The sequence below is a fragment of the Stenotrophomonas sp. 115C5 genome (assembly GCF_056861055.1).
Map to the genome: position 1 here is coordinate 124,488 of NZ_JBSPUQ010000002.1, position 24,716 is coordinate 149,203.

Sequence of the window (24,716 nt, forward strand, 5' to 3'; positions counted from 1 at the left end):
GTGGGTGCGGACCGTTGGTCCGCACTGCACCTGCCATCGCCCGACCAACGGTCGGGCGCTACCCATCTGACGCTGGCCGGCAACCGGACCAATCAGGCCGCGCGCGCCAACCCGCCCTTCGCATCCGCCGTGGTCGACAGGTCGAACACATCCACCGCCTCGATCAACCGGTTCGCCTGCTGTTCCAGGCTGCGTGCCGCGGCGCTGGCTTCCTCCACCAGCGCAGCGTTCTGCTGGGTGGTGCCGTCCATCTGGATCACGGTCTGGCTGACCTGTTCGATGCCCGCGCTCTGTTCCTGCGAGGCGGCGGAAATCTCGGCCATGATGTCGGTCACGCGCTGCACCGAGGCCACGATCTCGGCCATGGTGTCACCGGCCTCACGCACGCGCTGTGCACCGTGCCCCACCTGTTCCACCGAGGCTTCGATCAGCGACTTGATCTCCTTCGCCGCCGCCGCCGAACGCTGCGCCAGCGTGCGGACCTCGCTGGCAACCACCGCGAAGCCACGGCCCTGCTCGCCGGCACGCGCGGCTTCCACCGCAGCGTTCAGCGCCAGGATGTTGGTCTGGAAGGCGATGCCATCGATCACGCTGATGATCTCGGCGATCTGCCGTGACGAGGTTTCGATCGCGCCCATCGTCGTCACCACCTGGCCGACCACGCTGCCGCCGTGAGAGGCAACGGTGTGCGCGCCGATCGCGAGCTGGTTGGCCTGGCGCGCGTGTTCGGCGTTCTGGCGCACGGTGGAGGTCAGTTCCTCCATCGATGCCGCCGTCTCTTCCAGGTTGGCGGCCTGCTGTTCGGTGCGGCGCGACAGATCATTGTTGCCGGCGGCGATCTCCGCCGCCGCCGTGTGGATGTTTCCGGAGGCGTGCTTGATGTCGGTGACGATGGTCGCCAGCTGCGCGGCGGTGGTGTTGGCGTCACCGGCGATACGCGCGAACACGCCCTGGAAATCACCGTGCATGCGCGCGCCGAGACGGCCATCGGCAATCGCACGCAACATGCTGGAGACCTCGCCCAGGTTCAGTTCAGTGGTCTGCATCAGGCGGTTCAAACCGTCGACCATCGCGCGGAAATCATGCTCGAAACGAGCGCTGTCGCCGCGCTGGCTGAAGTCACCGGCGGCCGCCGCTTCGGCCAGGCGGCGGATCTCGCCGTTGATCACACCGAGATTGGCCTTGGCCGTATCCAATGCGTTGGTGATCACGGCCTTCTCGCCGGGCAGGCGTTCCATGTCCTGGCTGAGGTCGCCGACGGCATAGCGGCCCATGATCGCGATCGCGCGCAGCTTCACCTGGATGTGCGCATCGACCAGCGCGTTGCTGTCGGCCACCATCGTGCCGAACGCGCCGGGGAAGGCGCTGGCGTCCATGCGGTGGCTGATGGTGCCGGCCTCATGCGCCTGCGCCATCGCGGCCTGTGCATCCAGCACGCCGCGCAGTGTCGACTGCACCGCCTGCATGGCCTGCGCGAGGCGGCCGATCTCGTCGCGGCTGTGCACCTGCACCACGTGTTGCAGGTCGCCGGCAGCCACTGCACGTGCAGCGGCTTCCACCGCCAGTACCGGCTGCACCACCGCGCGCCGCAGCCACCAGGCCAGGCCCATCAGCAGCAGCACCGCGGCCAGCACGGTCAGCGCCGCGCACAGCAACAACGTCTGCCGTGCCTGCTGAGAACGCGCGGCCACCGCTGCTTCGGCCACCTGCGTGGCGTGCGTGCTCAGCGCATCCAGTGCCGTCGCCACCGGGCGATCCTTGCCGCGCACGAGGTTGTCGCCGGCGGCGGGGTCGTAGCCGGCCTCTGCAAATGCCTGCAGGGCAGCGTGATAGTCCTTCTGCAGCTGCGCATGCAGGCCGATGAAGGCCTGTGCCAGATCACGCGTGCGCGCGTCCGGGCTGGTCACCAGGCCCTTGGCCAGCTGCTCGACCAGGCGGCCCTCGCTGTCGAAGGCATCCAGATGGCGCTGGCGCAGCGCATCGTCGCGGCCGCGCAGCAATACGTTCTTCCATTCCTGCACCTGGCCGCGGAACTCGCGTTGCAGGCGTTCTGCATCGCGGCTGTGCGCGACTTCGGGTGGAACCTCGGTGGACAGCTTCAACCAGGCGGAGGCCAAGCCCGCCAGTGCGCACAGCAGGACCACGGCCAGACCAACAGAAACCGCGCCGAGCAGCTTGGACTGCAGGCGCGGAGCACGGACAGACGCTTTCATGGAAGGGACTCTCGGGAAGGGGCAATGCGGTATCGACCCGTGCCCTGTGCGTCTGAAGTGCGACAACGATCACATTCGCGTTCCGTTTAGCGATGTGAAGGAGATGTTTAATAGGACAAATGTGTCCATATGGAACGAATACGGACTCTCGACAGGTGGTTTAAATGTAACTATTGTTGTTACATGAAATCAGCAAACCCGCTTTCCGACGCCCTGCACGTGATGGCGCATCTGGTGGGCCACGCTGCCCCGCGTACGTCCGAGCAGCTGGCGTCGTGCCTGCCGACGCATCCGGTGGTGATCCGTCGCCTGCTGGCACAGCTGCACAAGGCCGGCCTGGTGCGCAGCACCCGCGGCCACGGCGGCGGCAGCCTGCTGGCACGCGATGCCGCAACGATCACCCTGCATGACATCTATCTGGCCGTGGGCGCACCACCGCTGGTGCAGGTCGGCGCCCGCGATTCCGGCGGCGGCTGCCCGATCCAGCAGCTGGTCAACAGCGCCCTGCTCGAAGGGGCGCGCGAAGCACAGCGCCTTCTCGAACAGCGGCTGCAGGCGACCACGCTGGACCAGCTCGGCGCCGACTTCGCCCGCCATCTCGCCCATCACCGCTCCCTGGAAGGTCACCATGAATCCTGATGTGCTCATCGTCGGCGGCAGCTATGCCGGCATTGCCGCCGGCCTGATCCTGGCCCGTGCCCGCCGCCCGGTCACGGTCATCGACGCCGGGTTGCCGCGCAACCGCTTCGCCAGCCATTCGCACGGCGTGCTGGGGCTGGATGGCATCAGCGGGGCCGAGCTGCTGAAGACCGCGCGACAGCAGCTGCTGGACTATCCCACAGTGCGTTGGTTGCATGCTGAAGCCGTGCAGGCCGCCGCCCGCGCCGAAGGCGTGGAAGTGCATACCGCCGATGGCCAGGTCCTGGCCGCGCGCAAGCTGCTGCTGGCCAGCGGTATTGCCGACCAGTTGCCGGCGTTGCCGGGCCTGGCCGAGCGCTGGGGCAGCACCGTGCTGCATTGCCCGTACTGCCATGGCTATGAAGTGGGTGGTGGTGCCATCGGCCTGCTCGGCGGCCATCCGATGTCCGCCAGCAAGGCGCCGCTGTTCGCCGACTGGGGCAATGTCACGTTCTTCAGCCAGGGCCTGCCGATCACCGATGAGGAACGGGCGGCCATGCAGCAGCGCGGCGTGCAGATCGAGACCTCGCCGGTGCTGGGCGTGCAGGGCGACCAGCCGACCTGGCTGGAAGTGGAGCTGGCCGACGGCCGCCGCATCGCCCAGCGTGCGTTGTTCGTGCCGGCCACCCAGGCGATGGCCACGCCATTGGTACAGCAACTGGGCTGCACATTGGTCGAGAGCCCGCTGGGCGTGCTGATCGAGGTCGACATGATGAAGCAGACCTCGGTGCCGAACGTGTATGCCGCGGGCGATGCAACCACGGTTGGCAACATCACGCTGGCCGCTGCCGAGGGCGTGCGCGCGGGCATTGGCGTGCATCATGCGCTGGTGGCCGAGGACAGCGTGCCGCGCTGACCATCTGCTCTGGTAGATGCCGGCCTTGGTCGGCACCGTTCCATTACCCCTTCACGCACAGCACCTGCCGCAAGGTGTGCACCACGTCGACCAGGTCCAGCTGCGCGGCCATCACATCGTCGATCGACTTGTACGCGGCCGGTGACTCGTCCAGCACGCCGCTGTCCTTGCGGCACTCAACGTGTGCGGTGGCCTCGCGATGCTGGGCCAGCGTGATCTGCTGGCGCGCCGTGCCACGGCTCATCGCCCGGCCGGCACCGTGGCTGCAGCTGTGGAAGCTGTCCGCGTTGCCCTTGCCGCGCACGATGTAGCTGCGCGTGCCCATGCTGCCGGGAATGATGCCCAGCTCGCCCTCACGCGCACTGACCGCGCCCTTGCGCGTCACCAGCAGTTCCTGGCCGTGGTGCGTTTCCTTCTGCACATAGTTGTGGTGGCAGTTCACCGCCATCGCCGCCAGTTGGAACTTCGGCAGCCGGTGGCGCATTTCGGCCAGCACGCGCGACATCATCGCCTCGCGGTTCTGCCGGGCGTAGTCCTGCGCCCACGACACCGCTTCAACGTAGTCATCGAACAGCGGCTCGCCTTCCATGAAGAACGCCAGGTCCTTGTCCGGCAGGTGGAAGCCAAGCACGCGGCGGGCCAGTTCCTCGCGCGCCTTCTCGATGAAGTAGGTGCCGATCAGGTTGCCGGTGCCGCGCGAGCCGCTGTGCAGCATCACCCACACCGTATCCGTCTCGTCCAGGCACAGTTCGATGAAGTGGTTGCCGCCGCCCAGCGTACCCAGCTGGCGGTCCAGCTTGTCGGTGCGGATCCGGCGGTGCTTGTCCTTGATCTTCTCCAGGCCGGCGGCCAGCCCCGACTGCACCAAACGGGTGTGGATGCTGTCGGGCATGCGGTGATGCTCGCCGCCGCGCCCATTGCCGACCGGGATGCTGCGCTCGATGCTGTTGCGCAGTTGCCGCAGGTCATCGGGCAGGTCGTTGGCACGGAGCGTGGTACGCACCGCCGCCATGCCGCAGCCGATGTCAACGCCGACCGCGGCCGGAATGATCGCGCCACGGGTCGGAATCACCGAGCCCACGGTCGCGCCCTTGCCCAGGTGCACGTCCGGCATCACCGCCACCCACGGCCCGACGAACGGGATCGCGGCGATGTTGCGCAGCTGCTCGTGGGCCTGCGCTTCCAGCGGCACACCGTTGACCCAGCCCTTGATCGGCGTGGTGCCCTCGGCGTGCAGCCATTGATAGTTCTGCTGAGTGTCCATGTCTTCTTGAATGTCCTTGATGGGCCGGCGGCGCGTCCCTGCGCCGCCGCGACCCCTACCTGATCGTCACCAGCTGCTTCAGCACGCCATCCAGGCCGCCGAACACGGTGAGCGTGTCGATCTTCTCGGTGACCTTCTCCAGCGCCTCCAGCTCCTTCAAGCGCATCAGCACCGGGTTGTCCTCGATCAGCTTTGCGGTGTTGAGCTGCGAACGCGTGGCGTTGGCCTCCTCGCGGCGACGGATCACGCTGGCCTGGGCCTGCTTCTCGGCCAGCACCACGCCGTTGAGGATCTCCTTCATCTCGCCCGGCAGGATCACGTCCTTGATGCCGACGCCGAGCAGGCGCACACCGTGGCCCTCGATCGCGGCCTGCACATGGGCGGCGATCTCGCCGTCCAGCGCCGCCTTGTCACCGAGCAGCTCGTCCAGGCTGCGTGCGGCGATCGCCTGGCGCAGGCCGAACTGCAGTTGCCGATAGATGAACTCATCGGCATTGCTGAGCGTGCGGTGTGCACGCACCGGGTCGACCACCTGCACGGTCGCGGCCAGGTTCACCCGCAGGGTCACCTTGTCGCGGCTGAGCAGCTCCTGGCCGGACACGTCCAGTGAACGTGCACGCAGTTCCACACGCTCCACCGACACGTTGCCGTTGAAGTTCCAGAACGCGTGCAGACCGGCATCCAGCGTCTGCCGCAGCGTGCCATCGATGAACAGCAGGCCGACCGACTCGCTCGGCACGGTGCTGATCACCGCGACACGCGGCAGCATGCCCAGCTGGCCCAGGCGCTGCTGCACGTCCAGCGGGATGCGCGGCTCGTCACCCAGCGCCATCACGCGGACCTGGGTGTCGACCGAACCGCGCCAGTACAGACGGCGGCTGCCCGGCGGCAGGACCTCGTCGATGCGGCCGTTGCGCAGCAACAGGCCGACCTCGCCGGCGCCGACGTTGGCCAGTACGAAGTGCGTGTCCAGCTGTGCGCCCAGCGCTTCGATCAGGCTGTCCTGGTCGCTGCCGGTGTAGGCCGCGCCCTTCGATGCGTTGTGGATGTCCACGTGCGGCCGGCCGCCGAACGGCGACAGGCGGTGCACGCCCGGCAGCAGGATCTGCTGGAAACGACGGTTGCGATACACCAGGCCGCGCTCGCCGTCGCCGATCACGACCTTGATGGTCCAGAACATGGGAGTCTCTCCTTGTATGGCTCTGGTGGTTCGACCCGATGCGGATGAATCACCATGACCCGGGTCGATCAGGTCGTGGCGAGGCCGCCTGCACACCACGTGCAGGCAGCGGAAGAGGGCGGCCATCGGCCGACGGTCCGCGCGCGGAGCCTTCGGTGCGTCATCACCCTTGCGGCCATCGCTGCCGGCAGACAGCACCGGAGCAGAGTGGGGCAGGTAGTGGTGACAGGCCGAGGCCCGGCGTGCGGTCCGTTGCCTTCCACGTTCCTGCCCGAAGGCAATGACGGTGGACGGCGACGATGGCCGCTGGGGCTTGCGCCCCGGGTGTTGCTTCAAGTCATGACGTGACAGGTCATGTGGTTGGAGTGGGAATCGAACCCACGACAGACGGATTACGGATCCGTTGCTCTGACCAAGCTGAGCTATCCAGTTGGGGACCGCGCGGAATCGAACCGCGTGCCGGCGAACCGGCGCCTGCCTCCAGCAGGCGATCCAGGCGATGGCATGTCCGCGACCTCCGGCATACGCCACGGCAATGCCGCGCGCACCAGCCCGTGGTTGAAATGGGACCGTTGGTAGTCGAGGGTGCAGGCCACCGACATTATCGCGAGCGATAATGTTTGGGTGCGATGCAGATAATGTCCAGGCGTTGCCATGCACGCGGAGAAAATCCTCCGGTGCGGCGAAGAAACCTGGGTCAGTGAGCGGCGGGTTGCCGCGCGGGGTGCAGTTCTGGCATCGCGGGTCCTTGTGCCGACGCAAACGAAAACGCCCCCGGGACGTGCGTTCCGAGGGCGTCGTCAGGCCTCGGAGATCGGGGTGGCCGATCTCCGCAGGGCGGGTATCAGGCCGTTGTCAGCTGGTCTTCCTTGCCGAACGCGCGCGCCAGCCCGTCCATGCGCAGGCATGGCAGCAGTTTGGCGGTGGCGACGGAATGCGCGTTCAAGGGAGTTTTCCAGTGGTTGTTGAAACGAGGTGCGCACGATAAACCACGATTTAGTCGCGCGCAACTATTTTGTTCAATTATTTTCTTCGCTGTTGTGCAATGCCGGCCAGCGGCCGGCACTACAACTCAGGCTTCCGCGCTGGCGGCATCCAGCTGCGCGACGTCCTGCACGCTCAACGACAGGTTGGCCGCTGCCAGCAGATCGTGCAGCTGCTCGACGCTGGTGGCGCTGACGATCGGCGCGGTGATCGACGGCCGTGCGATCTGCCATGCCAGTGCGATCTGTGCGGCGCTGGCGGCGTGCTTGCTGGCCACGTCATCCAGCGCCTGCAGGATGCGCAGGCCGCGCGGGTTCAGATAGCGCTTCACCACCGTCTCGCCACGCGCTGGGCTCTTGGCTGCATCGGCCGGCGTGCGGTACTTGCCGCTGAGGAAGCCACTGGCCAGGGCGTAGTAACCGATCACGCCGATCTGTTCGCGTTGCACCAGCGGTTCCAGTTCCTTCTCGTAGCCGGCGCGGTCGTACAGGTTGTACTCCGGCTGCAGGGTTTCGTAACGCGGCAGCTTGTAGTCGGTGGAGACCTTCAGCGCGTCGGCCAGGCGCGTGGCGCTGTAGTTGGAGGCGCCGATCGCACGCACCTTGCCGGCCTCGATCAGGCGGCCGAATGCCGCAAGCGTCGCCTCCAGTGGCGTCGACTCATCGTCCTCGTGCGCCTGGTACAGGTCGATCACGTCGGTCTGCAGGCGGCGCAACGAATCCTCGACCGCCGCATTGATGTTGTCCGGGGTCAGGCCGGGGCGTTCGGCCCACTTGGCCACCTTGGTCGCCAGCACCACCTTGTCGCGCTTGCCGCTGCGCGCGAACCATTTGCCGATCAGCGTCTCCGATTCGCCGCCGACATTGCCGGGCACCCAGGCCGAGTACACATCGGCGGTGTCGACCAGATTGAAGCCGGCGTCGACGAAGGCATCGAGCAGGGCGAAGCTGGCCTTTTCATCGGCGCTCCAGCCGAACACGTTGCCACCGAAGGCGAGCGGACGTACATGCAGGCCGGAACGGCCCAGTTCGCGGGTTGCCGTCATGGGCACGGACTCCTTGGGGGAAGTGCTCCAGAATAGAACGCGATGTGTGACCGTGCTGCGGCGACGACCACAAAACAGTGTTCCGCGGCGCGCACGCAGCTAACGTTTTGTGAACACCTGGGACGCTGCGACTGCTAGTCTCGCCGCATCTTCCGCTGGAGTCGTCCCGATGATGCCTGCTTCGTCCCTGCGTGGTTGCCGACTGCTGCTTGCTTCGGCCCTGCTTGCTGCTGTTCCTGCGTTCGCCGCACCGGCCACGGTAGCGCCGGCGAAGATCGAGGTCTCGCCGGCCATCGACGCGGCGGTGAAGGCGCCCACCCGCGATGCCAACAACGTCAAGCGCGATGGCTTCCGTCATCCGGCGCAGACGCTGTCGTTCTTCAGGGTGGCTCCGGAAAAGACCGTCATCGAGATCACCCCCGGCAACGGCTGGTACTCGGAGATCCTGGCGCCGCTGCTGCATGACAAGGGCCGATACGTCGCCGCCGTGGTCGACCCGATGGCCGTGCCCGAAGGCCGCGGCCGTGACTACCAGCAGCGCAGCCGCGACAGCCTGGAAAAGAAGTACGCCGGCGCACCGGCGCAGTTCGGCAAGACTGCCGTGGTCGCCTACGATCCGGCCAAGCCGGTGTTCGGCCCGGCCAATTCTGCCGACGTGGTGCTGACCTTCCGCAACGTGCACAACTGGCGCAAGGCCGGCCAGGCACAGGGCATGTTCCAGGGCTTCTTCAACGTGCTCAAGCCGGGCGGCGTGCTCGGCGTGGTCGAGCATCGCGCCAAGACCGATGTGGCCGACGACGATGACACCGGCTATGTCGGCCAGCAGCAGGTGATCGCGATGGCCGAGGCGGCTGGTTTCAAGCTGGATGCGCGCAGTGAGGTCAACGCCAACCCGCGCGACACCAAGGACCACCCGAACGGCGTGTGGACGCTGCCGCCGACCAACCAGCACGACAAGGCCGACGACGTGAAGTACCAGGCGATCGGCGAGAGCGATCGCATGACCCTGCGCTTCATCAAGCCGTAAGAGGGGTGCCGGGCTGGCGCATGCTGACTCTGTAGAGCCGAGCCCATGCTCGGCTCATCGCGCGTAGCGCGGCGCATGGCTGGTCCCAAGGCCGGCCATGCGCCGGAATTCGATCGTATGCAAGGACATGGATAGTTGAAGAAGATTTTTTACATCGCCGTGGCCGTGCTGGTGCTGGCGCGGCTGATTGATTTCGTGTTCTACGGTGGCCATGCCTACGACCTGGTGGCGACGGTGGGGTTTGCCGTGCTGTTCGCCGGTGCGCTGCTGGAGGAACGCGCGCGTGCCATGAATCCGCCACCGGTCCGCCTGCGGCGCCGGGCCAATGTCATCGCGGCGTGCGGCATCGCGCTGGTGCTGGGCTCGTTCCTGCTGGAGTGGAAGGTCTTCGGCTGATCCCGCCGCAGCCTCGGCCAAAGCGATGCCCGGTAGCGCAGGGCCATGCCCGGCGAGCGGGCAGCGCGGCGTGGGACAATGCGCCATCTGCCACCCGCCGTGCCCGCAATGCTGATTGCCTTCAACAAGCCCTTCAACGTGCTCTGCCAGTTCACCGACCGCAGCGTGCCGCCGCGGCCGACCTTGGCCGGGTTTGGCCTGCCGCCGCGCGTGTATGCCGCCGGTCGCCTGGACCATGACAGCGAAGGCCTGCTGCTGCTGACGGATAACGGCACGCTGGCGCACAAGTTGACCGACCCGAAGCACAAGGCCGACAAGACCTACTGGGTGCAGGTGGAAGGCACGCCCAGCGATGAGCAGCTGCAACGGCTGCGCGATGGGGTGGAGCTGAATGACGGGCCGACCTTGCCGGCGAAGATCGAGCGCCTCGATCCGGCGCCGTCGCTGTGGACACGCGATCCGCCGGTGCGCTTCCGCAAGACCGTGCCTGATGCCTGGCTGGCGATCACGATCCGCGAGGGCCGCAACCGCCAGGTGCGGCGGATGACCGCGGCGGTGAACCTGCCGACGCTGCGGCTGGCCCGCGTGTCGATGGGACCCTACCGGCTGGACGACCTGCAGCCGGGCCAGTGGCGGCAGATCGGTTGAAATGAAAAGGCCGGAGCCCTTCCTGCGGAAGGACCCCGGCCCTGGCAGCGGCCGACGATCTCAGGCGTCGCTGCCGATATCGCTGTGCTCATCCACCACGGTGTCATTGCGGCGGTCACGTGCATTGATGCGCTGCGCCTGCCCATTCACCACGTGGCCATTGGCGGCCTTCTTCTTCTGCTGCTTGCGGTACAGCGCATAGCCGAGCAGGCCCACACCGACCGCAGCTGCGGCCACGGCCACTGCCGGATTGCGGCGCACGAACTTGGTCGCGGCCTTGCCGCCGGTCTTCACTGCGCCGATGGCGGCGCCGGTCTTGATCCAGTCCGCATTGCGCAGGCTGCCACCGGCGCTCTTCAGGCCATCGCCGGCGGTGTGGGCCAGCTCCAGGGCGCGCTCCAGAGCGCGGTCGGTGATTACGGTCAGCTTGCTCATGCGGGGGTCCTTTGCCTCGGGTCGAAGTCCAGTGTCGCGTGTTGCCCGTAAACGGTATGTCAGTCGAGGCCGCACGTGGCGTGACTTTACCGCAGCCATTCAGGATCAGGCAGGGTCCGCAACCGGTGGTGCCGGCAGGACCGGTCAGGTCCCGCGTGGCTTGGCCCGGTGCGTGGCCGTGGCCGTCCACGGGTCATCCGGCCACGGATGGCGCGGGTAGCGGCCCTTCATCTCCTTTTTCACTTCGGCGTAGGTGTTTTCCCAGAAGTTGCGCAGGTCCTGGGTGACCTGCAGCGGCCGGCCACCGGGCGACAGCAGGTGCAGGGTCAGCGGCACGCGCCCATCGGCGATGCGCGGCGTATCAGCCAGGCCGAACAGTTCCTGCAGCTTCACCGCCAGCACCGGTGGCAACGGCTCGCCACTTTCGCTGTCCAACTCGTAGGTGATCGGCCGCTCCAGTCCGGACGGCACGGTGATGCGGGTCGGTGCATGGCGTTCGACCAGCTGCCGCTGTGACCACTCCAGCGGCGACTTCAGCGCCTCGCCGAAGCTGGACTCGTCCAGCGCATCCAGACGGCTCTTGCCGGCGAACGCGGGCTGCAGCCACTGCGCACGGTTGGCCAGCAGGGCCGCGTCGCTGCAGTCGGGCAGATCCAACTCCGGCATCCAGCGCCGCAGTGATTCCACCCGTGCCTGCCACTGGCGCAGGCCTTCGGTCCATGGCAGCGCCTGCAGGCCGAGCTCGGCCACCGCGTCGGTCAGCGCCTGCGCGGCGTGCTGCGGATCGACCCGGCCGGCCGAGCGGCTGTCCAGTACGATGCGGTCGAAACGGGTCTCGCGCAGGGCCACCAGGGCGCGGCGCTCGCTGTCCCAGCGGACCACATCTTCGGTGACGAAGCGCTCCGGCCACGCCTTGCGCAGCTGGCCTTCGTCCACCGGTGCGGCACGCAGCAGCAGCGCATCGCGTGCCTCGAAGCGAAGCTCGCTGGCGACCAGCCACGGTTCGCCACGCAGGTCGCTCAGTTCGTGCAGGCGCGCGCTGCGACCATTGGCCAGCAGGTAGCGCAATGGATCGCTGGGATGCTGGAAACCGATCCGATCAGGGAAGGCGTGTGCGAGCAGGTCGCCCAGCTCATGGGCCTCGATGCTGGCCGGCGGTGTGGTTTCGCAGCGCAGGCGACGTCGCCACTGCTTGGCGGCCGCATCGATGGCGGCCAGACCGCTGCGGTTGGCGTCACCCGGTGCGCGGCCATTGCGGAACGCGGCCAGTGCGCGCCAGCGTGCCGCCAGCGCGTCACCGCCCTGGCGCAATGGGTCGCGCGCCTCCAGCAGGGCGGCCAGATCAGCGGCGAGCGCCTGCGCACGTGCATCGGACGCCGCCAGCAGCATCGCCGCCATCCGCGGATGCGTGCCCAACGCCAGCACGCGCCGGCCAAGTGCGGTGATCGCGCCACTGCTGGACAGCGCGCCCAATCGCTGCAGCAGTTCGCGTGCCGCGCCCATCGGGCCGGCCGGTGGCGGGTCTAGGAAGCGCAGGTCGCTGCTGCCCCAGGCCGCCAGTTCCAGTGCCAGTCCTGCCAGTTCCACCTGGTCGATCTCGGCGCGGCGCTGCGGTTCCAACCGTTGCGACTGCGGCCACAGGCGCCAGGCCACGCCTTCGGCCACGCGTCCGGCACGGCCGGCACGCTGGTCGGCGGAGGCCTGCGCGATGGCCACCACGTCCAGCCGGGTGAAGCCGCTGTTGGGGTCGTAGCGCGGTTCGCGCGCCTGGCCGCTGTCGATCACCACGCGCACGCCGGGCAGCGTCACCGAGGATTCGGCGACATTGGTGGCCAGCACCACGCGGCGGCGACCATCGCTGGCCGCCTGCAGCACGCGCGCCTGCTGCTCCACCGGCAGTTCACCGTGCAGGGCCAGCACTTCGACGTTGCCGTCCAGCGATTCCTGCAGCCCGGCCTGCACGCGCGCGATTTCGCGCTGGCCGGGCAGGAACACCAGCAGGTCACCGGGGTGTTCGGCCAAGGCCTGCTGCACCGCGCGGCGCACCTGCAGTTCCAGCGCCTCATCGCGGCGCGCCGGGAAATGGCTGATCGCGACCGGGTAGCTGCGGCCCTCGCTGCTCAGCCGCGGCGCGTCGAGGAAGCGTGCCAGGCGCTCGCCATCCAGTGTTGCCGACATCACCACCAGACGCAGGTCATCGCGCAGCTGGGCCTGAACGTCCAGTGCCAGCGCCAGGCCCAGATCGCCACTGAGATGGCGCTCGTGGAACTCGTCGAACAGGATCGCGCCGACTTCTTCCAGCATCGGGTCGTCCTGCAGCATGCGGGTCAGGATGCCTTCGGTGACGACTTCAATGCGCGTGCGCGACGAAACCTTGTTCTCGAAGCGGATGCGGTAGCCGACCGTACCGCCGACCTCTTCACCGAGCTGCCGCGCCATGAACAGCGCGGCGCTGCGTGCGGCCACCCGGCGCGGCTCCAGCAGGATGATCTTCCGGCCCTGCAGCCACGGCGCATCCAGCAGCGCCAGCGGCACCTGGGTGGTCTTGCCGGCGCCGGGCGGGGCTTCCAGCACCAGCCGCGGCTGCGCGGCCAGGTGCTGCTGGATCTGTGGCAGCAGCGGGGAAATCGGGAAGAGCGGGGCGTTCATGTGCAAAGGATAAGGGGCCACGGCGGGCGCAGGTACAATGCGCGGGCACTTTTCCCCCGCGATGACCATGCACCTGATCGATATCGGCGCCAACCTGACCCACGACTCCTTCGACCGCGACCGTGACGCCGTGCTGGACCGCGCGCGCCAGGCCGGCGTGGTGCAGATGGTCATCACCGGCGCCAGCCGCGAGCACTCGCCGTTGGCGGTGCAGCTGGCGCAGCAGCATCCGGGCTTCCTGTACGCAACGGCCGGCGTGCACCCGCATCACGCGGTGGAATACACCGAGGAATGCGATGCCGAGATGCGCGCGCTGCATGCCCACCCGGAAGTGGTGGCGGTGGGTGAGTGTGGTCTGGACTACTTCCGTGATTTCTCGCCGCGCCCGGCCCAGCACCGTGCCTTCGAGCGCCAGTTGCAGCTGGCCGCAGACAATGGCAAGCCCCTGTTCCTGCACCAGCGCGATGCGCATGCCGATTTCATGGCACAGATGAAGAACTTCGAAGGCCGCATCGGTCCGGCGGTGGTGCATTGCTTCACCGGCGAACGCGACGAGCTGTTCGACTACCTGGACCAGGACTGGTACATCGGCATCACCGGCTGGCTGTGTGACGAGCGCCGTGGCGCGCACCTGCGCGAACTGGTGAAGAACATCCCGGCCAACCGCCTGATGATCGAGACCGATGCACCGTACCTGCTGCCGCGCACGCTGAAGCCGATGCCGAAGGATCGCCGCAACGAGCCGATGTTCCTCTCGCACATCGTGGAAGAGCTGGCGCGCGACCGTGGCGAGGACGTGGCGGTGACGGCGGCCAATGCCACGGCGGCCACGCGCACGTTCTTCCGCCTGCCCGAGGTGGGTTGATACGTAGAGCCGAGCCCATGCTCGGCTTATCGCGCGCAGCGCGAAAGACGCAAAGAGCAGCCGAGCATGGGCTCGGCTCTACAAAGCGCTGTCCGGTAGCGCCGGGCCATGCCCGGCGAGCGAAGCGGCCAGCGCCTGCAGTCCTTCCCGATACGTCGGAAACCGTGGTGCCCATCCCAGCGCCGCACGCGTGCCACGACTGTCGATGCGCTTGTTGCTCTGGTAGAAGCGCTGCAGCGTCGGGCTCAGCGCTGGATCGTCCCAGGCCACGGCCGGCGGCATCGCAAACCCGCCCAGCTGCGCGGCGAGGGCCAGCACATCCTGTGGTGGTGCCGGCTCGTCGTCGCTGGGCAGGTACAGGCCCTGGTGGGTCGGTCGCTGCATCGCCGCGATGATCACTGCCGCAAGATCCTCTACGTGCAGGCGATTGAACACCAGGCCCGGCCGAATCACATGGCGGGCACGGCCCTCGGCCAACTGCAGCAGTGCGTTGCGTCCGGGCCCGTACAGGCCAGGCAGGCGGAACGCCGCCGAGGCGATGCCACGTTCTTCTGCAAGTGCACGCCATTGCACTTCGGCACGCAGGCGCTGCACGCCGGGTGCTTCAGTGGTATCGGCTGCGCTGCGCTCGTCAACCCAACCGCCGGCCCGGTCGGCATACACCGACGTGGACGACAGATAGCCCACCCAGCGCAGTGCCGGGCTGGCCTGCAGTGCCGGCAGCAGCAGGCGCAGTGCCGGGTCGCCCTCGGCATCTGGCGGCACGCTGCACAGCACGGCCTCCGCCTGTGCAATCTCATCGAGCAGGGCTGACGACGGTGGCGCGTCGGCGCGCAGCTGATGCCGCAGCCGGCCATCGTCCGGTGCCGACGAGGGGTCGCGCGCGGTGCCGACGACCCGTACGCCCGATGCCTGCAGATGTTGGGCCAGCACGCACCCACTCCAGCCCATGCCAAGGATCAGCACCCGCGTAGGCAGCGCGCTGGCCTGCAACGGGAGGCTCACGCGCCGCGCAGTGCCTGGTAGGCCTGCAGGCTGCTGTACGCCACCTGCAGCAGCAGGCCTTCCTGGTCGGCTTTACGTGCACGCGCCAGCATGTCGCCGACGATCTGTTCGGCTTCCACTTGCTGACCGGCTTCCAGATCGCGCAGCATCGACGCCTTCAGGGCAGATCCGGCCTGGGTCAAGGTGCCGCGTGCGGTGTCCTGCGCGGCATCGGGAATCGGTTCACCGGCGGCTTCGGCCACCGCCAGGCATTCGTCGTACAGGCCGCGCACGATCGCCTCGCCATCGTGGGTGGCGACGATGGTGCCGATGTCGGCGCGCAGCAGGCAGGTGGCTGCGGCCAGCGCGGTCAGGAAGGTGTACTTGATCCATTGCTCCTGGCCGATGTGCTCGCTGGCAAGGTGATCAAGATTGGCCTGTGAGCAGGCGGCAGCCAAGGCGCGCACGCGCGCGGAGATCGCGCCGCCATCGCGCTCGCCGAAGGTGAGCTTGGCCGGCTTGCCCAGATGCAGCACGGCGCCATCGGGTGCCTTGGTGGCGCTGATGAAGCACAGGCCGCCGAGCACGGCGTCGCGGCCGAAGCGCAGGTCCAGCGCGTTGTAGTGGTGCAGGCCGTTGAGGATCGGCAGCACGGAGGTGCTCGCGCCCACGGCCGGAGCAATGGCGTCGATCGAGCTGTCCAGGTCGTAGGCCTTGCAGCTGAGAATGACCAGATCGAACGGCTTCCGCGCGGCCAATGCGGGCAGCGCATCGGCGGTGACGTGCTGCACCGGGAAGCTGGCATCGCCGAGTGGGCTGCGGATGACCAGGCCATCGCGGTCCAGCTGTGCGGCGCGCGCGGGGCGTACGAGGAAGGTTACGTCCACGCCGGCCTGGGCCAGGCGACCACCGAAGTAACCGCCGGTACCGCCGGCGCCAAGGATCAGGATGCGCATTGCAGGTTCACCGTGCTCTGGGGGAATCATGAGTCCGATTGTGCCGGAGATTGCGGCCAACGGCGGTGCCCCTCGTGGTGGAAGAAGTACGCGCCTCTGCCAACGTCGCATCCGACGGTCCGAAGGATACCGGTCAGGACGGCCCGCATGACCCACGCTCGGCGGCTCTGCTCAGGAAAGCTGTTGGCTGAAGTCTTCGGTGTATCCCAATAGAAGCGTGGTTCGGGTGGCCAGCGTTGCAGCCAGTTGTGACCAGGTGTCGTGCGTTCCGGCAGCGTAGACACGCTGCAGGTCAGCGACCAACGCGTTTGCCTCTGCTGGCGGTGGCGCCCGGTTACGCTGGAAGCCGAGCCACGATGCGCCGAGTCCGAACAGGCGGTAGTCGTAGCGCTCCTGCAGGTGCCGTATCAGGGCGTGGTTCTGGAAGATGTCCCAGTCCGCGCTGAAGTAGCCGTTGGGCAGGGCGGCAATCAGCAGGTCATCGCGGTCCACCGGCACCTGCTGCACGCAGACGGCTTCGTCGACGATGAGGTCGGGTGCGGCATTGGCCGTGACCAGCGCCTCGATGTCTGCGTCATTGCACAGCAAGGTACCCGGCAGGGTGGTCCATTCCAGCCGATGAGAGGAATGTTCGAGCTGCGCGACGACATGCGCCAGCAACCGCTCGCGTGCCGCCAACGCATCTTCGGGGGTTGCCGGGTCTTCGTCCTCGTACAGTGCGATGCGCTCGTCGTCAGACGCGTGCATGCTGGTGTAACGGCACTGACCGACATCGTCGAGCGTGCACAGATAGCGATGGCGGGGATTGGCCACGTGCAGCGACGCCAGGCAATCCAGTACCTCATCCAACGTGGGCGAATCGCCCAGCAACATATGGCTGAAGGCATCGATGGGGCCGTCCGACACGGCCTTGTCCAACGGAATGGAAGTGATCTTCATCGCCACAGCCTAGCCGCAATCCCGAACGAGAAGAGCGGAGCATCGGCCTTGCCGTGAACGCTCCATCCACGCATGGCGTGGATCCATCGTGTCGACCAAGGTCGACACCTACCAGGCACCGGCCATGCCATTCCGAAAGATCGCGGAGATCTGTCGAAGGCGGGGTGGGTCCGGTCGCGGGGGCGTGAGCCGCATGGATGCGGCGACCGAGCTTACACGGACGTACTTGCAGCGTCCCCCGCAACCGGATCCACCCCGCCATCCCACGGATAGTCAGCTTTTGCCGTTGAAGTTGACGTTGATTCGGCGGGTGCAGGGCCGCAGGCCCTGCACGCAAAACTCAGCTGCGCATGCCCACGCCACGGCGCAGCAGCCACAGCGCCAGCGCCGTCAGCACCACCACGAAACCGATCATCAGGCCGTAGGCCACCGGCAGCGGTACATCGCTGCTGCCCAGCAGGCCATAGCGGAACGCATTGACCATGTAGAAGATCGGGTTCGCGTGCGTGGCCGCTTCGGCCCAGCCCGGGAGCAGCTTCACCGAATAGAACACGCCACCCAGATAGGTCAGCGGGGTCAGGATGAAGGTCGGCACGATCGCCACGTCGTCGAATTTCTTCGCATACACCGCGTTGATGAAGCCGGCCAGCGAGAAGATCGTCGCGCCCAGGATCACCGTGGTCAGCATCACCAGCGGGTGCGGGATGCGCACCGGGGTGAAGAACATCGCGATGATCAGCACGATCACGCCCACCATCAGGCCGCGCAGCACCGCGCCGGCCACGTAGCCCCACAGGATCACCCAGTTCGGCATCGGGCTGACCAGCAGTTCTTCCACGTGACGACCGAACTTGGCGCCGAAGAACGAGGAGCTGATGTTGCCGTAGCTGTTCTGGATCACGCTCATCATCACCAGGCCCGGCACGATGAACTGCATGTAGGTGTAGCCACCCATGTCACCCACGCGCGACCCGATCAGGTTGCCGAAGATCAGGAAGTACAGGGTCATGGTGATCGCCGGCGGCACCAGGGTCTGGCCCCAGATGCGCATGATGCGGGCGACTTCGCGGCGCACGATGGTCATCAGTGCGACGCGGTTGCGCTGGCCGTCGGTCAGCTCGGTGGTGCTCATGCAGGCTTCTCCAGGTTGCCGGTGAGGCGCACGAACAGCTCCTCCAGGCGGTTGCTCTTGGTACGCATCGAACGCACGCGGATGCCGGCCTCGTTGAGCGTGGCGAACACGCGGTTGAGGTCCATCGCGCGTGGCATGTCGATATCCAGCGTGTGCGGGTCCGGCGCGGTCAGCGTCGCGCCTTCGATCACCGGCAGCTGCGCCGGCAGCTCACCGTCAATGTCCAGCAGGAAGCCTTCCACGTCCAGCTTGGCCAGCAGGGCGCGCATCGGCCCCTGCTCGACGATCTGGCCATGGTTGATGATCGCCAGGTGGCGGCACAGGTACTCGGCCTCTTCCAGGTAGTGCGTGGTGAGGATGATCGTGGTGCCGGCGGCATTGATCTCCTTCAGCACGCGCCACATGTCGCGGCGGATCTCGATGTCCACGCCGGCGGTCGGTTCGTCCAGGATCAACAGGCGCGGGCGGGTCATCATCGCGCGGGCGATCATCAGCCGGCGCTTCATGCCGCCGGACAGCGTGCGGCTCATCACCTGGGCCTTTTCCCACAGGTGCGCGCGCTTGAGTTCCTCTTCGGCGCGCTGCTCGGCTTCCTCGCGCGGCACGCCGTAGAATCCGCCGTAGTTCACCAGGATGTCGAAGGGCTTCTCGAACAGGTTGAAGTTGATTTCCTGCGGCACCAGCCCGATCAGGCGCATGGTGGCGCTGCGGTTGCGCACCAGGTCGCTGCCGAACACTTCCACCTGGCCCTCGCTGAGGTTGACCAGGGAGCTGATAATACCGATCAGGGTCGACTTGCCGGCGCCGTTGGGGCCGAGCAGGGCGAAGAAGTCGCCCGGGGCCACTTCCAGGGAAACCCCCTTCAGGGCCTGGGTGCCATTGTCGTAGGTCTTGCGCAGGTCGCGCACGCGCAGGGCGGGCGCCATATCGTTCTGGGATGCCAAGCTCGAAGCCTTCGCGCCCATGGGCTGGCGCTGGAGAGGGGCGGGGAGGGGCTATTATAGAAGACCCCGAGGGCTTGCCCCGGCTACACACTGTCCCGAAAAGTCGTGCCTGTTCAATTCCCCCTCAAGCTGGTCGGCTGCCGCATGCTGGCCCCGACCGTCGGCCACTACCAGTTCGTGCGTGACGATGGACAGCCGCTGGATTTCCAGCCCGGCCAGTTCATCCAGGTCCATTTCAGCTACGCCGACGGCACCGAAACCAAGCGCAGCTACTCGCTGGCGACCATCCACGACCACGCGCTGGGCCCGGGCGAGGCGGTGGATATCGCGGTCAGTTTCGTGCCCGGTGGCGCCGCCACGGCCCTGTTCGAGGCGTTGGAGCAGGGCGGCCAGATCAGTGCGTCCGGTCCCTATGGCCGGTTCTGCCTGAACCCCGGCGACCACAACGCCCGCTACCTGCTGATCGCGACCGGTACCGGCGTTACCCCGTATCGCTCGATGCTGCCGCTGCTGGAAACGGCGATGGCCGAACGGGGCGTGCAGATCGTGCTGCTGCAGGGCGCGCGCAGCCCGGGTGAGCTGCTGTACAGCGAAGACTTCTACAGCTTCGCCGAAAAGCACCCGAACTTCCGTTATGTTCCGTGCCTGTCGCGGGAACTGCCGGCCGATGCTCACCAGGACGTGCAGCATGGCTACGTGCAGCAGGCGTTGGCCGCCTTCACGCCGGACCCGGCCACCGACATCGCCTACCTGTGCGGCAACCCGGACATGGTCGATGCCTGCGCCGAGCTGCTCAAGGCGGCTGGCCTGGGCAACCCGCAGATCCGCCGCGAGAAGTACGTCAGCAGCAAATAAACCCGGGTAGTGCCGGCCGCCGGCCGGCAACCCGATGAACCGGAGGCGGCCACAGGCCGCCCCCGGAACCTGCCTCAGTACGCGATCCAGGCATCACGCCAGGCAGAGCCCGTGCCCGGGCGATAGGCATCGGCATTGATGTTGCACCACGCGCCTTCCGGGAACGGGCGGCAGGCGTAGAGCCTGCCGTCGGTGCCCTTGACCACGGTTTCGCCCGGCGTGTAGCTGCCGATACCGGCCGGATACACGAAGTCGTAGTCGTCGCCCGGCGGCGGATCGATCGGGCCCGGCACACGGGTATCGATCTGGAACAGGTTGCCCGGCTTCAGGTAGACGCGGTTCTCGGTGGCCGAGGCGACCGGTGTGATCACGCCGTTCTTCATCACGCCTACGCGCGCCTGCTGTGCACTGGCGTTGACCTTGCGGGCCAGCGCCAGCGGCCACTGGTTCGCAGCGGTCTGACCTGCGGCCAGGGTGATCTCCGGGCGCTCCAGATCGTTGCCCTGGGCGTTGAACACGCGCAGGGTCACGGTGGTGCCCACGTCCAGCGCACCGCGGGCGGTGACCGGGCCGGCATCCTGCCACTGCGGCGGCGGGGTCACACCACCGCCCCCCTCAAAGCGTACGTCCGCGCAGGTATAGAACGCTTCACCGGAATCCGAGCGCTGCCAGGTGTTGTAGATGATGTGCTGGCCGCTGCGCTTGGGTAGCGGGCAATCCAGCTTGTAGACGTCGCCGGAGACCGGCACGTTGCCCACCGTGCAGAATTCCTGCAGGTCGGCCCAGCGCAATGGGCTGCCCGGCTGCCAGCCGTCGCGGGTCACGTAGAACTTCCACTCGCGGGTGGCATGCGGGGCCGGTGCCTTGAACTCGAAGGTGTAGCGTCCACGCGAATCGGCGCGGATCGGTGAGGTCGGCCAGTCACTGCGGTTCAGATCGAAGCCGCGGTATTTGCTGTTGCCGCCGCTGCACAACTCGCCATCTGGAACCACCGCTTGATGGTTGCCATTGGCGTTGGCCTGATTGACGCCTGCCCAGTCGTAGAAAGGCTGGGCGCCACCGACGGCCTTGGCGGCGGCACAGGCCGGGTTGGTCGGATTTTCGGGATTGCCCTGGTAACAGGAATAGACGCGGCTGGAGGGTTTGGACATGGTGCCGTGGGCGAAAGCGCTGCCAGCGGTGGCAATGCCTGCGATCACAGACAGCGCGATGACAGTCCGATGTGACAGATGCATGGAGATCTCCTGTGGGTGGTGAAACCCCGCGAAGTCTCGGCATCCCGCCCGCCCGCATCCATCGGATTACTTTGAAAAAAGCATCGCGTGGTTCCGTATGGGAACGGCTTCACACTCACGCGCTGGCGCGTCTCACGCTATGCAGGGAACGGCGCTCTGCCACCGTTCCCTGTACCCGGTCTCAGTACGCGATCCAGGCATCGCGCCAGGCGGCACCCACACCCGGTCGGTACGCCTCGGCGTTGACGTTGCACCACGCGCCCTCCGGGAACGGACGGCAGGCATACAGCTTGCCGTCGCTGCTCTTCACCACCGTCTGGCCCGGTACATAGCTGCCGATGCCCGCCGGGTACACGTGGTCGAAATCACCGCCCGGCGACGGCGTACCCGGGTCCGGCACCCTGGTATCGAGCTGGAAGCGGTTGCCGTCCTTCAGGTACACGCGATTGTCGGTGGCCGACGCCGACGGCGTGATCACGCCATTGGCAAGCACGCCCACACGCGCATGCTGTGCACTGCCATTGACCTTGCGCGCCAGAATCAATGGCCATTGCGTGGCAGACGTCTGGCCGCTGCCCAAGGTCGTTTCCACACGTTCGACATCGTTGCCGTTGGCGTTGAATACGCGCAGTGCGAGCGTCGTTCCCACCGGCAGGTCGCCGCGTGCGGTGACCGGGCCAGCATCCTGCCATTGCGGTGCCGGTGTCGTACCACCACCGCCTTCAAAACGCACGTCCATGCAGGTGTAGAACGCTTCGGTCGAATCCGAGCGCTGCCAGGTGTTGTAGATCACATGCTGGCCGGTGCGCTGCGGCAGCGTGCACTGCAGCTTGTAGGTGCCATCGGCCGACAGCGGCGTATTGCCCAGGGTGCAGAACTCCTGCAGATCGGCCCAGCCCAGCGGGCTGCCCGGCTGCCAGCCTTCGCGGGTGACGAAGAAGCGCCAGTCACGCGTGGCATGTGGCGCGGTCGCCTTGAACACGAAGGTGAACTTGCCATTGGCATCGGCGTGGATGGGCGTGGTCTGCCAGTCGCTGCGGTTTACATCCAGGCCACGGAAGGTCGGGTTGTTGCCGCTGCACAGCTTGCCGTCGGGCACCACGGCCTGGTGGTTGCCGTTGGCGTTGGCCTGGTTGATGCCGTTCCAGTCGTAGAACGCCTGTGAGCCGCCGATGGCCTTGGCCGCGGCACAGGCCGGGTTGGTCGGGTTCTCGGGATTGCCCTGGAAGCAGGCATAGACGCGGCTGATCGGCGTGGTCATGGTGCCATGGGCAAATGTATCGCCGGCCAGCAGCAGTCCAGCGGCGGCCAGTGAAGTGGCCAGCAACAGCGGTGTGGATCGGAATGACATGGCGCTTCCTTGTGGTCGTCGAAAGAGAGCGGTGACCGCAGGAGCTGCGCTGCACGGCGGACTTTCGGCGGCACCACGGCGAGTATCGAGTCGCAGCGCAGGGTGCGGAACCATGGAAATGCCGATCCGTGACTGTGGGTGTGAAGCCCTTCCCGCAGGCTTCACGCGGGACTGAACGGATGCGCTGACGATCACGTCTTCGGCGTGGCAACGATCACGTCGTGGAGATCCTGCTACGTCGGCGCCATGCCCACGCGATCCGCCTGGCATGAGAAGCAGCCGTGCGCCGCGTTGTGCAGCTGCACGAAGGCCACGGCAGGATCGGCAAACAGCGCGTCCAGCCGAGCGGAGACGTCCGTGCCCGCGCTGATCTCTGCGGCCAGCATCCATGCAGCCTGGTCATAGGCGCGCAACGAGATCATCCGGCGCTGTACGTACGGCGGTACTTCACCTGGCGGCAGCACGCATCGGGTCACGCCACGCTGCACGAAGATCGGGCCCGAGGCGTGATAGGGCGAGTGCAGGGGCAGGTGCACATGGGACAACAGCAGCAGCTCGCTGCCACCGGGCGGATCGCTCAGGCTGATCCGGCAGGGGTGTCCTCCTGTTTCGCCGGCCCAGCGACGCTGGATGCCCAGCGCAGCCAGCGCGGTGTCGCTCTTCTCGAACAGGTGCAGGAACGGGCGGTGGTCGATGCCACCGAGGTACCACGCTTGCATGAGCGTCTCCTTGGTTTTCCGCGGATTCTGCGCATACGCCGGCCGCCGTGCTCGCCGTTTTCAGACCCCGCATCGCCATCGGGGCGGGAAGCGCCGGGGGGATCGCACCACAAGGCGCTAAGATGCGCGCGCCGCCCCGGCCGATGAGCGCCGCATGTCCCTGGATTTCCCGACCATTACCGTGCTTGGCTTCCTGCTCTGCATCGGCATTGCCGTGGGGTTCTCATTGTTGCTGGTGGTGCTGCGCGGGCAACCGGTGCTGCGCCTGTGGACCGCCAGCCTGTGGCTGCTGACCCTGGGTGTGACCCTGCTGGCGCTGCGACCCTACCTGCTGTTGGCGCCGGCCATACTGGCCGGGAACGCGGCGATGGCCGGCTGCGCGGTGCTGATGCTGCGCGGCGTGGCGCTGCATCTGGAACAGCCGCTGCCGCTGTGGCGTCCATTGTTGATGGCGGCCGCCTTCATGGCCGGCATCTTCGCCTTCCTGGTGCTGTGGCCGGACCTGGGCGTGCGCCTGCAGGTGTTCAGTGTGTTCACGCTGCTGGTCGATGGCTGGATCGCGTGCTTGCTGCTGCGGCATGCCCCCGTGCAGCAGCGCACCAGCTGCCGCCTGGCGGCGGCGGTGTTCCTGGCCGAGGCGGCCCTGTACGCGGTGCGCCTGTTCCTGCCGGTGGCACCCGATGCCGGCGAGGACATCATGCGCACCGGTACACCGATGTTCGTCACCTACCTTGCCGGCGTGATGCTGGAACTGGCGCGGTGCTTTGCGATGGTGCTGCTGCTGGTCGAACGCATGCTGGTCGATCTGCGGCGTGCGGCGCGCACCGATGGGCTGACCGGGCTGCTCAACCGCAGCGCGGTGCTGGCCGATGGCCAGGCACAGTTGCAGCGGCTGCGTCGGCAGGGCCGGCCACTGGCCCTGTTGCTGGTCGACGTCGATCACTTCAAGCAGATCAACGACCGCTGGGGCCATCTGGCCGGAGACCAGGTACTGCGCCACTTCGCTGCGCTGCTGCAGCACGGTTTGCAAGGCCAGGACACGCTGCTGGGCCGCTACGGGGGCGAGGAGTTCGTGCTGGTGCTGGCCGGCAGCACGCAGGACGAAGCGATGGCGTGGGCTGCGGCGATCCGTACCGCTCTGCAGCAGAAGCCGGCGCGGCTGACCACCGGGCCGGTGGCGGTCACCGCCAGCATCGGCCTGGCCATGGACGACGGCCACGGCGACCTGTCCACGCTGCTGGCAGCGGCAGACGCGGCGCTGTACCGGGCCAAGGCCGCGGGCCGCGATCGCCTGGCCTGCGCCACGCCGGCGGAGATTTCGCGTCTGCCCATCGCCGACGACGCCGTGCCCGTGTAAGTTG

Annotated in this window: 22 protein-coding genes and 1 tRNA gene; 8 read left to right on the forward strand and 15 right to left on the reverse strand. The window is 67.2% G+C overall.

What is annotated here, in order from left to right:
* Positions 1 to 92: 92 nt before the first annotated feature.
* Complete coding sequence (locus tag AC13FN_RS03990) at positions 93 to 2,213, reverse strand: methyl-accepting chemotaxis protein (protein WP_482984550.1); 2,121 nt, start codon at positions 2,211 to 2,213, stop codon at positions 93 to 95.
* A 183-nt stretch (positions 2,214 to 2,396) separates the two neighbouring features.
* Between AC13FN_RS03990 and AC13FN_RS03995 the strand changes: the two genes are divergently transcribed.
* Together AC13FN_RS03995 and AC13FN_RS04000 are read left to right on the forward strand one after the other, a co-directional pair.
* On the forward strand, positions 2,397 to 2,852 hold the full coding sequence (locus AC13FN_RS03995; protein ID WP_134958883.1) for an Rrf2 family transcriptional regulator: 456 nt from the start codon (positions 2,397 to 2,399) through the stop codon (positions 2,850 to 2,852).
* Positions 2,842 to 3,747: an NAD(P)/FAD-dependent oxidoreductase gene (locus AC13FN_RS04000; protein WP_482984551.1), complete on the forward strand. Its 906-nt coding sequence runs from the start codon at positions 2,842 to 2,844 to the stop codon at positions 3,745 to 3,747. The genes AC13FN_RS03995 and AC13FN_RS04000 overlap by 11 nt, the downstream gene beginning before the upstream one ends.
* A 43-nt stretch (positions 3,748 to 3,790) precedes the next feature.
* Here the strand turns inward: AC13FN_RS04000 and AC13FN_RS04005 are convergent, their stop codons facing one another.
* From AC13FN_RS04005 to AC13FN_RS04020, 4 genes are all read right to left on the reverse strand, one after another.
* Positions 3,791 to 5,011 (reverse strand): RtcB family protein, encoded by a 1,221-nt coding sequence (locus tag AC13FN_RS04005; RefSeq protein ID WP_482984552.1) that lies wholly within the window; start codon positions 5,009 to 5,011, stop codon positions 3,791 to 3,793.
* A gap of 55 nt (positions 5,012 to 5,066) precedes the next feature.
* Complete coding sequence (locus AC13FN_RS04010; protein WP_049435963.1) at positions 5,067 to 6,191, reverse strand: slipin family protein; 1,125 nt, start codon at positions 6,189 to 6,191, stop codon at positions 5,067 to 5,069.
* Positions 6,192 to 6,548: 357 nt separating this feature from the next.
* Positions 6,549 to 6,620 (reverse strand) — tRNA-Thr (locus AC13FN_RS04015).
* A gap of 643 nt (positions 6,621 to 7,263) precedes the next feature.
* On the reverse strand, positions 7,264 to 8,220 hold the full coding sequence (locus tag AC13FN_RS04020) for an aldo/keto reductase (RefSeq protein WP_482984553.1): 957 nt from the start codon (positions 8,218 to 8,220) through the stop codon (positions 7,264 to 7,266).
* A 169-nt stretch (positions 8,221 to 8,389) separates the two neighbouring features.
* Between AC13FN_RS04020 and AC13FN_RS04025 the strand changes: the two genes are divergently transcribed.
* The 3 genes from AC13FN_RS04025 to AC13FN_RS04035 all read left to right on the forward strand — a co-directional run bounded on the left by AC13FN_RS04025 (position 8,390) and on the right by AC13FN_RS04035 (position 10,291).
* Entirely contained in the window at positions 8,390 to 9,247 is an 858-nt protein-coding gene (locus tag AC13FN_RS04025; RefSeq protein ID WP_049435961.1) for a class I SAM-dependent methyltransferase, read from the forward strand.
* Between the two features lie 135 nt (positions 9,248 to 9,382).
* On the forward strand, positions 9,383 to 9,643 hold the full coding sequence (locus AC13FN_RS04030; RefSeq protein WP_049435959.1) for a hypothetical protein: 261 nt from the start codon (positions 9,383 to 9,385) through the stop codon (positions 9,641 to 9,643).
* A gap of 108 nt (positions 9,644 to 9,751) precedes the next feature.
* A complete protein-coding gene (locus AC13FN_RS04035; RefSeq protein WP_482984554.1) occupies positions 9,752 to 10,291 on the forward strand; it encodes a pseudouridine synthase in 540 nt (179 codons plus the stop codon).
* A 60-nt stretch (positions 10,292 to 10,351) separates the two neighbouring features.
* On the opposite strand, the gene AC13FN_RS04040 is transcribed toward AC13FN_RS04035, so the two are convergent.
* Both AC13FN_RS04040 and hrpB read right to left on the reverse strand, forming a co-directional pair.
* Positions 10,352 to 10,726 carry a hypothetical protein gene (locus AC13FN_RS04040; RefSeq protein ID WP_019336760.1) on the reverse strand — a complete coding sequence of 125 codons (375 nt, stop codon included), beginning with the start codon at positions 10,724 to 10,726 and terminating at the stop codon, positions 10,352 to 10,354.
* 144 nt (positions 10,727 to 10,870) lie between these two features.
* Positions 10,871 to 13,375 carry an ATP-dependent helicase HrpB gene (hrpB, locus tag AC13FN_RS04045; RefSeq protein WP_054172796.1) on the reverse strand — a complete coding sequence of 835 codons (2,505 nt, stop codon included), beginning with the start codon at positions 13,373 to 13,375 and terminating at the stop codon, positions 10,871 to 10,873.
* Positions 13,376 to 13,442: 67 nt separating this feature from the next.
* Between hrpB and AC13FN_RS04050 the strand changes: the two genes are divergently transcribed.
* A complete protein-coding gene (locus tag AC13FN_RS04050; protein WP_460134363.1) occupies positions 13,443 to 14,240 on the forward strand; it encodes a TatD family hydrolase in 798 nt (265 codons plus the stop codon).
* 78 nt (positions 14,241 to 14,318) lie between these two features.
* Here the strand turns inward: AC13FN_RS04050 and AC13FN_RS04055 are convergent, their stop codons facing one another.
* The 5 genes from AC13FN_RS04055 to AC13FN_RS04075 form a co-directional block, all read right to left on the reverse strand.
* Entirely contained in the window at positions 14,319 to 15,245 is a 927-nt protein-coding gene (locus AC13FN_RS04055; protein ID WP_482984555.1) for an NAD-dependent epimerase/dehydratase family protein, read from the reverse strand.
* Positions 15,242 to 16,180, reverse strand: a complete 939-nt coding sequence (panE, locus tag AC13FN_RS04060; protein WP_482984556.1) for a 2-dehydropantoate 2-reductase — start codon at positions 16,178 to 16,180, stop codon at positions 15,242 to 15,244. The genes AC13FN_RS04055 and panE overlap by 4 nt, the downstream gene beginning before the upstream one ends.
* Before the next feature lie 171 nt (positions 16,181 to 16,351).
* Positions 16,352 to 17,119, reverse strand: a complete 768-nt coding sequence (locus tag AC13FN_RS04065; RefSeq protein WP_217014578.1) for a hypothetical protein — start codon at positions 17,117 to 17,119, stop codon at positions 16,352 to 16,354.
* A 340-nt stretch (positions 17,120 to 17,459) separates the two neighbouring features.
* Entirely contained in the window at positions 17,460 to 18,251 is a 792-nt protein-coding gene (locus AC13FN_RS04070) for an ABC transporter permease (RefSeq protein WP_010482250.1), read from the reverse strand.
* Positions 18,248 to 19,216 (reverse strand): ABC transporter ATP-binding protein, encoded by a 969-nt coding sequence (locus AC13FN_RS04075; RefSeq protein WP_482984557.1) that lies wholly within the window; start codon positions 19,214 to 19,216, stop codon positions 18,248 to 18,250. Before AC13FN_RS04075 ends, AC13FN_RS04070 begins: the two co-directional genes overlap by 4 nt.
* 84 nt (positions 19,217 to 19,300) lie before the next feature.
* Between AC13FN_RS04075 and AC13FN_RS04080 the strand changes: the two genes are divergently transcribed.
* Entirely contained in the window at positions 19,301 to 20,050 is a 750-nt protein-coding gene (locus AC13FN_RS04080; protein WP_100064770.1) for a ferredoxin--NADP reductase, read from the forward strand.
* A 74-nt stretch (positions 20,051 to 20,124) separates the two neighbouring features.
* Here the strand turns inward: AC13FN_RS04080 and AC13FN_RS04085 are convergent, their stop codons facing one another.
* From AC13FN_RS04085 to AC13FN_RS04095, 3 genes are all read right to left on the reverse strand, one after another.
* Entirely contained in the window at positions 20,125 to 21,285 is a 1,161-nt protein-coding gene (locus tag AC13FN_RS04085) for a lytic polysaccharide monooxygenase (protein ID WP_482984558.1), read from the reverse strand.
* A 181-nt stretch (positions 21,286 to 21,466) separates the two neighbouring features.
* On the reverse strand, positions 21,467 to 22,636 hold the full coding sequence (locus AC13FN_RS04090) for a lytic polysaccharide monooxygenase (RefSeq protein WP_049435826.1): 1,170 nt from the start codon (positions 22,634 to 22,636) through the stop codon (positions 21,467 to 21,469).
* Positions 22,637 to 22,869: 233 nt separating this feature from the next.
* Complete coding sequence (locus AC13FN_RS04095) at positions 22,870 to 23,355, reverse strand: DUF1203 domain-containing protein (RefSeq protein WP_049412357.1); 486 nt, start codon at positions 23,353 to 23,355, stop codon at positions 22,870 to 22,872.
* Between the two features lie 154 nt (positions 23,356 to 23,509).
* On the opposite strand from AC13FN_RS04095, the gene AC13FN_RS04100 reads away from it, so the two are divergent.
* Positions 23,510 to 24,712, forward strand: coding sequence for a GGDEF domain-containing protein (locus AC13FN_RS04100; protein WP_043399481.1), 1,203 nt, complete (start codon positions 23,510 to 23,512; stop codon positions 24,710 to 24,712).
* Positions 24,713 to 24,716: the final 4 nt, after the last annotated feature.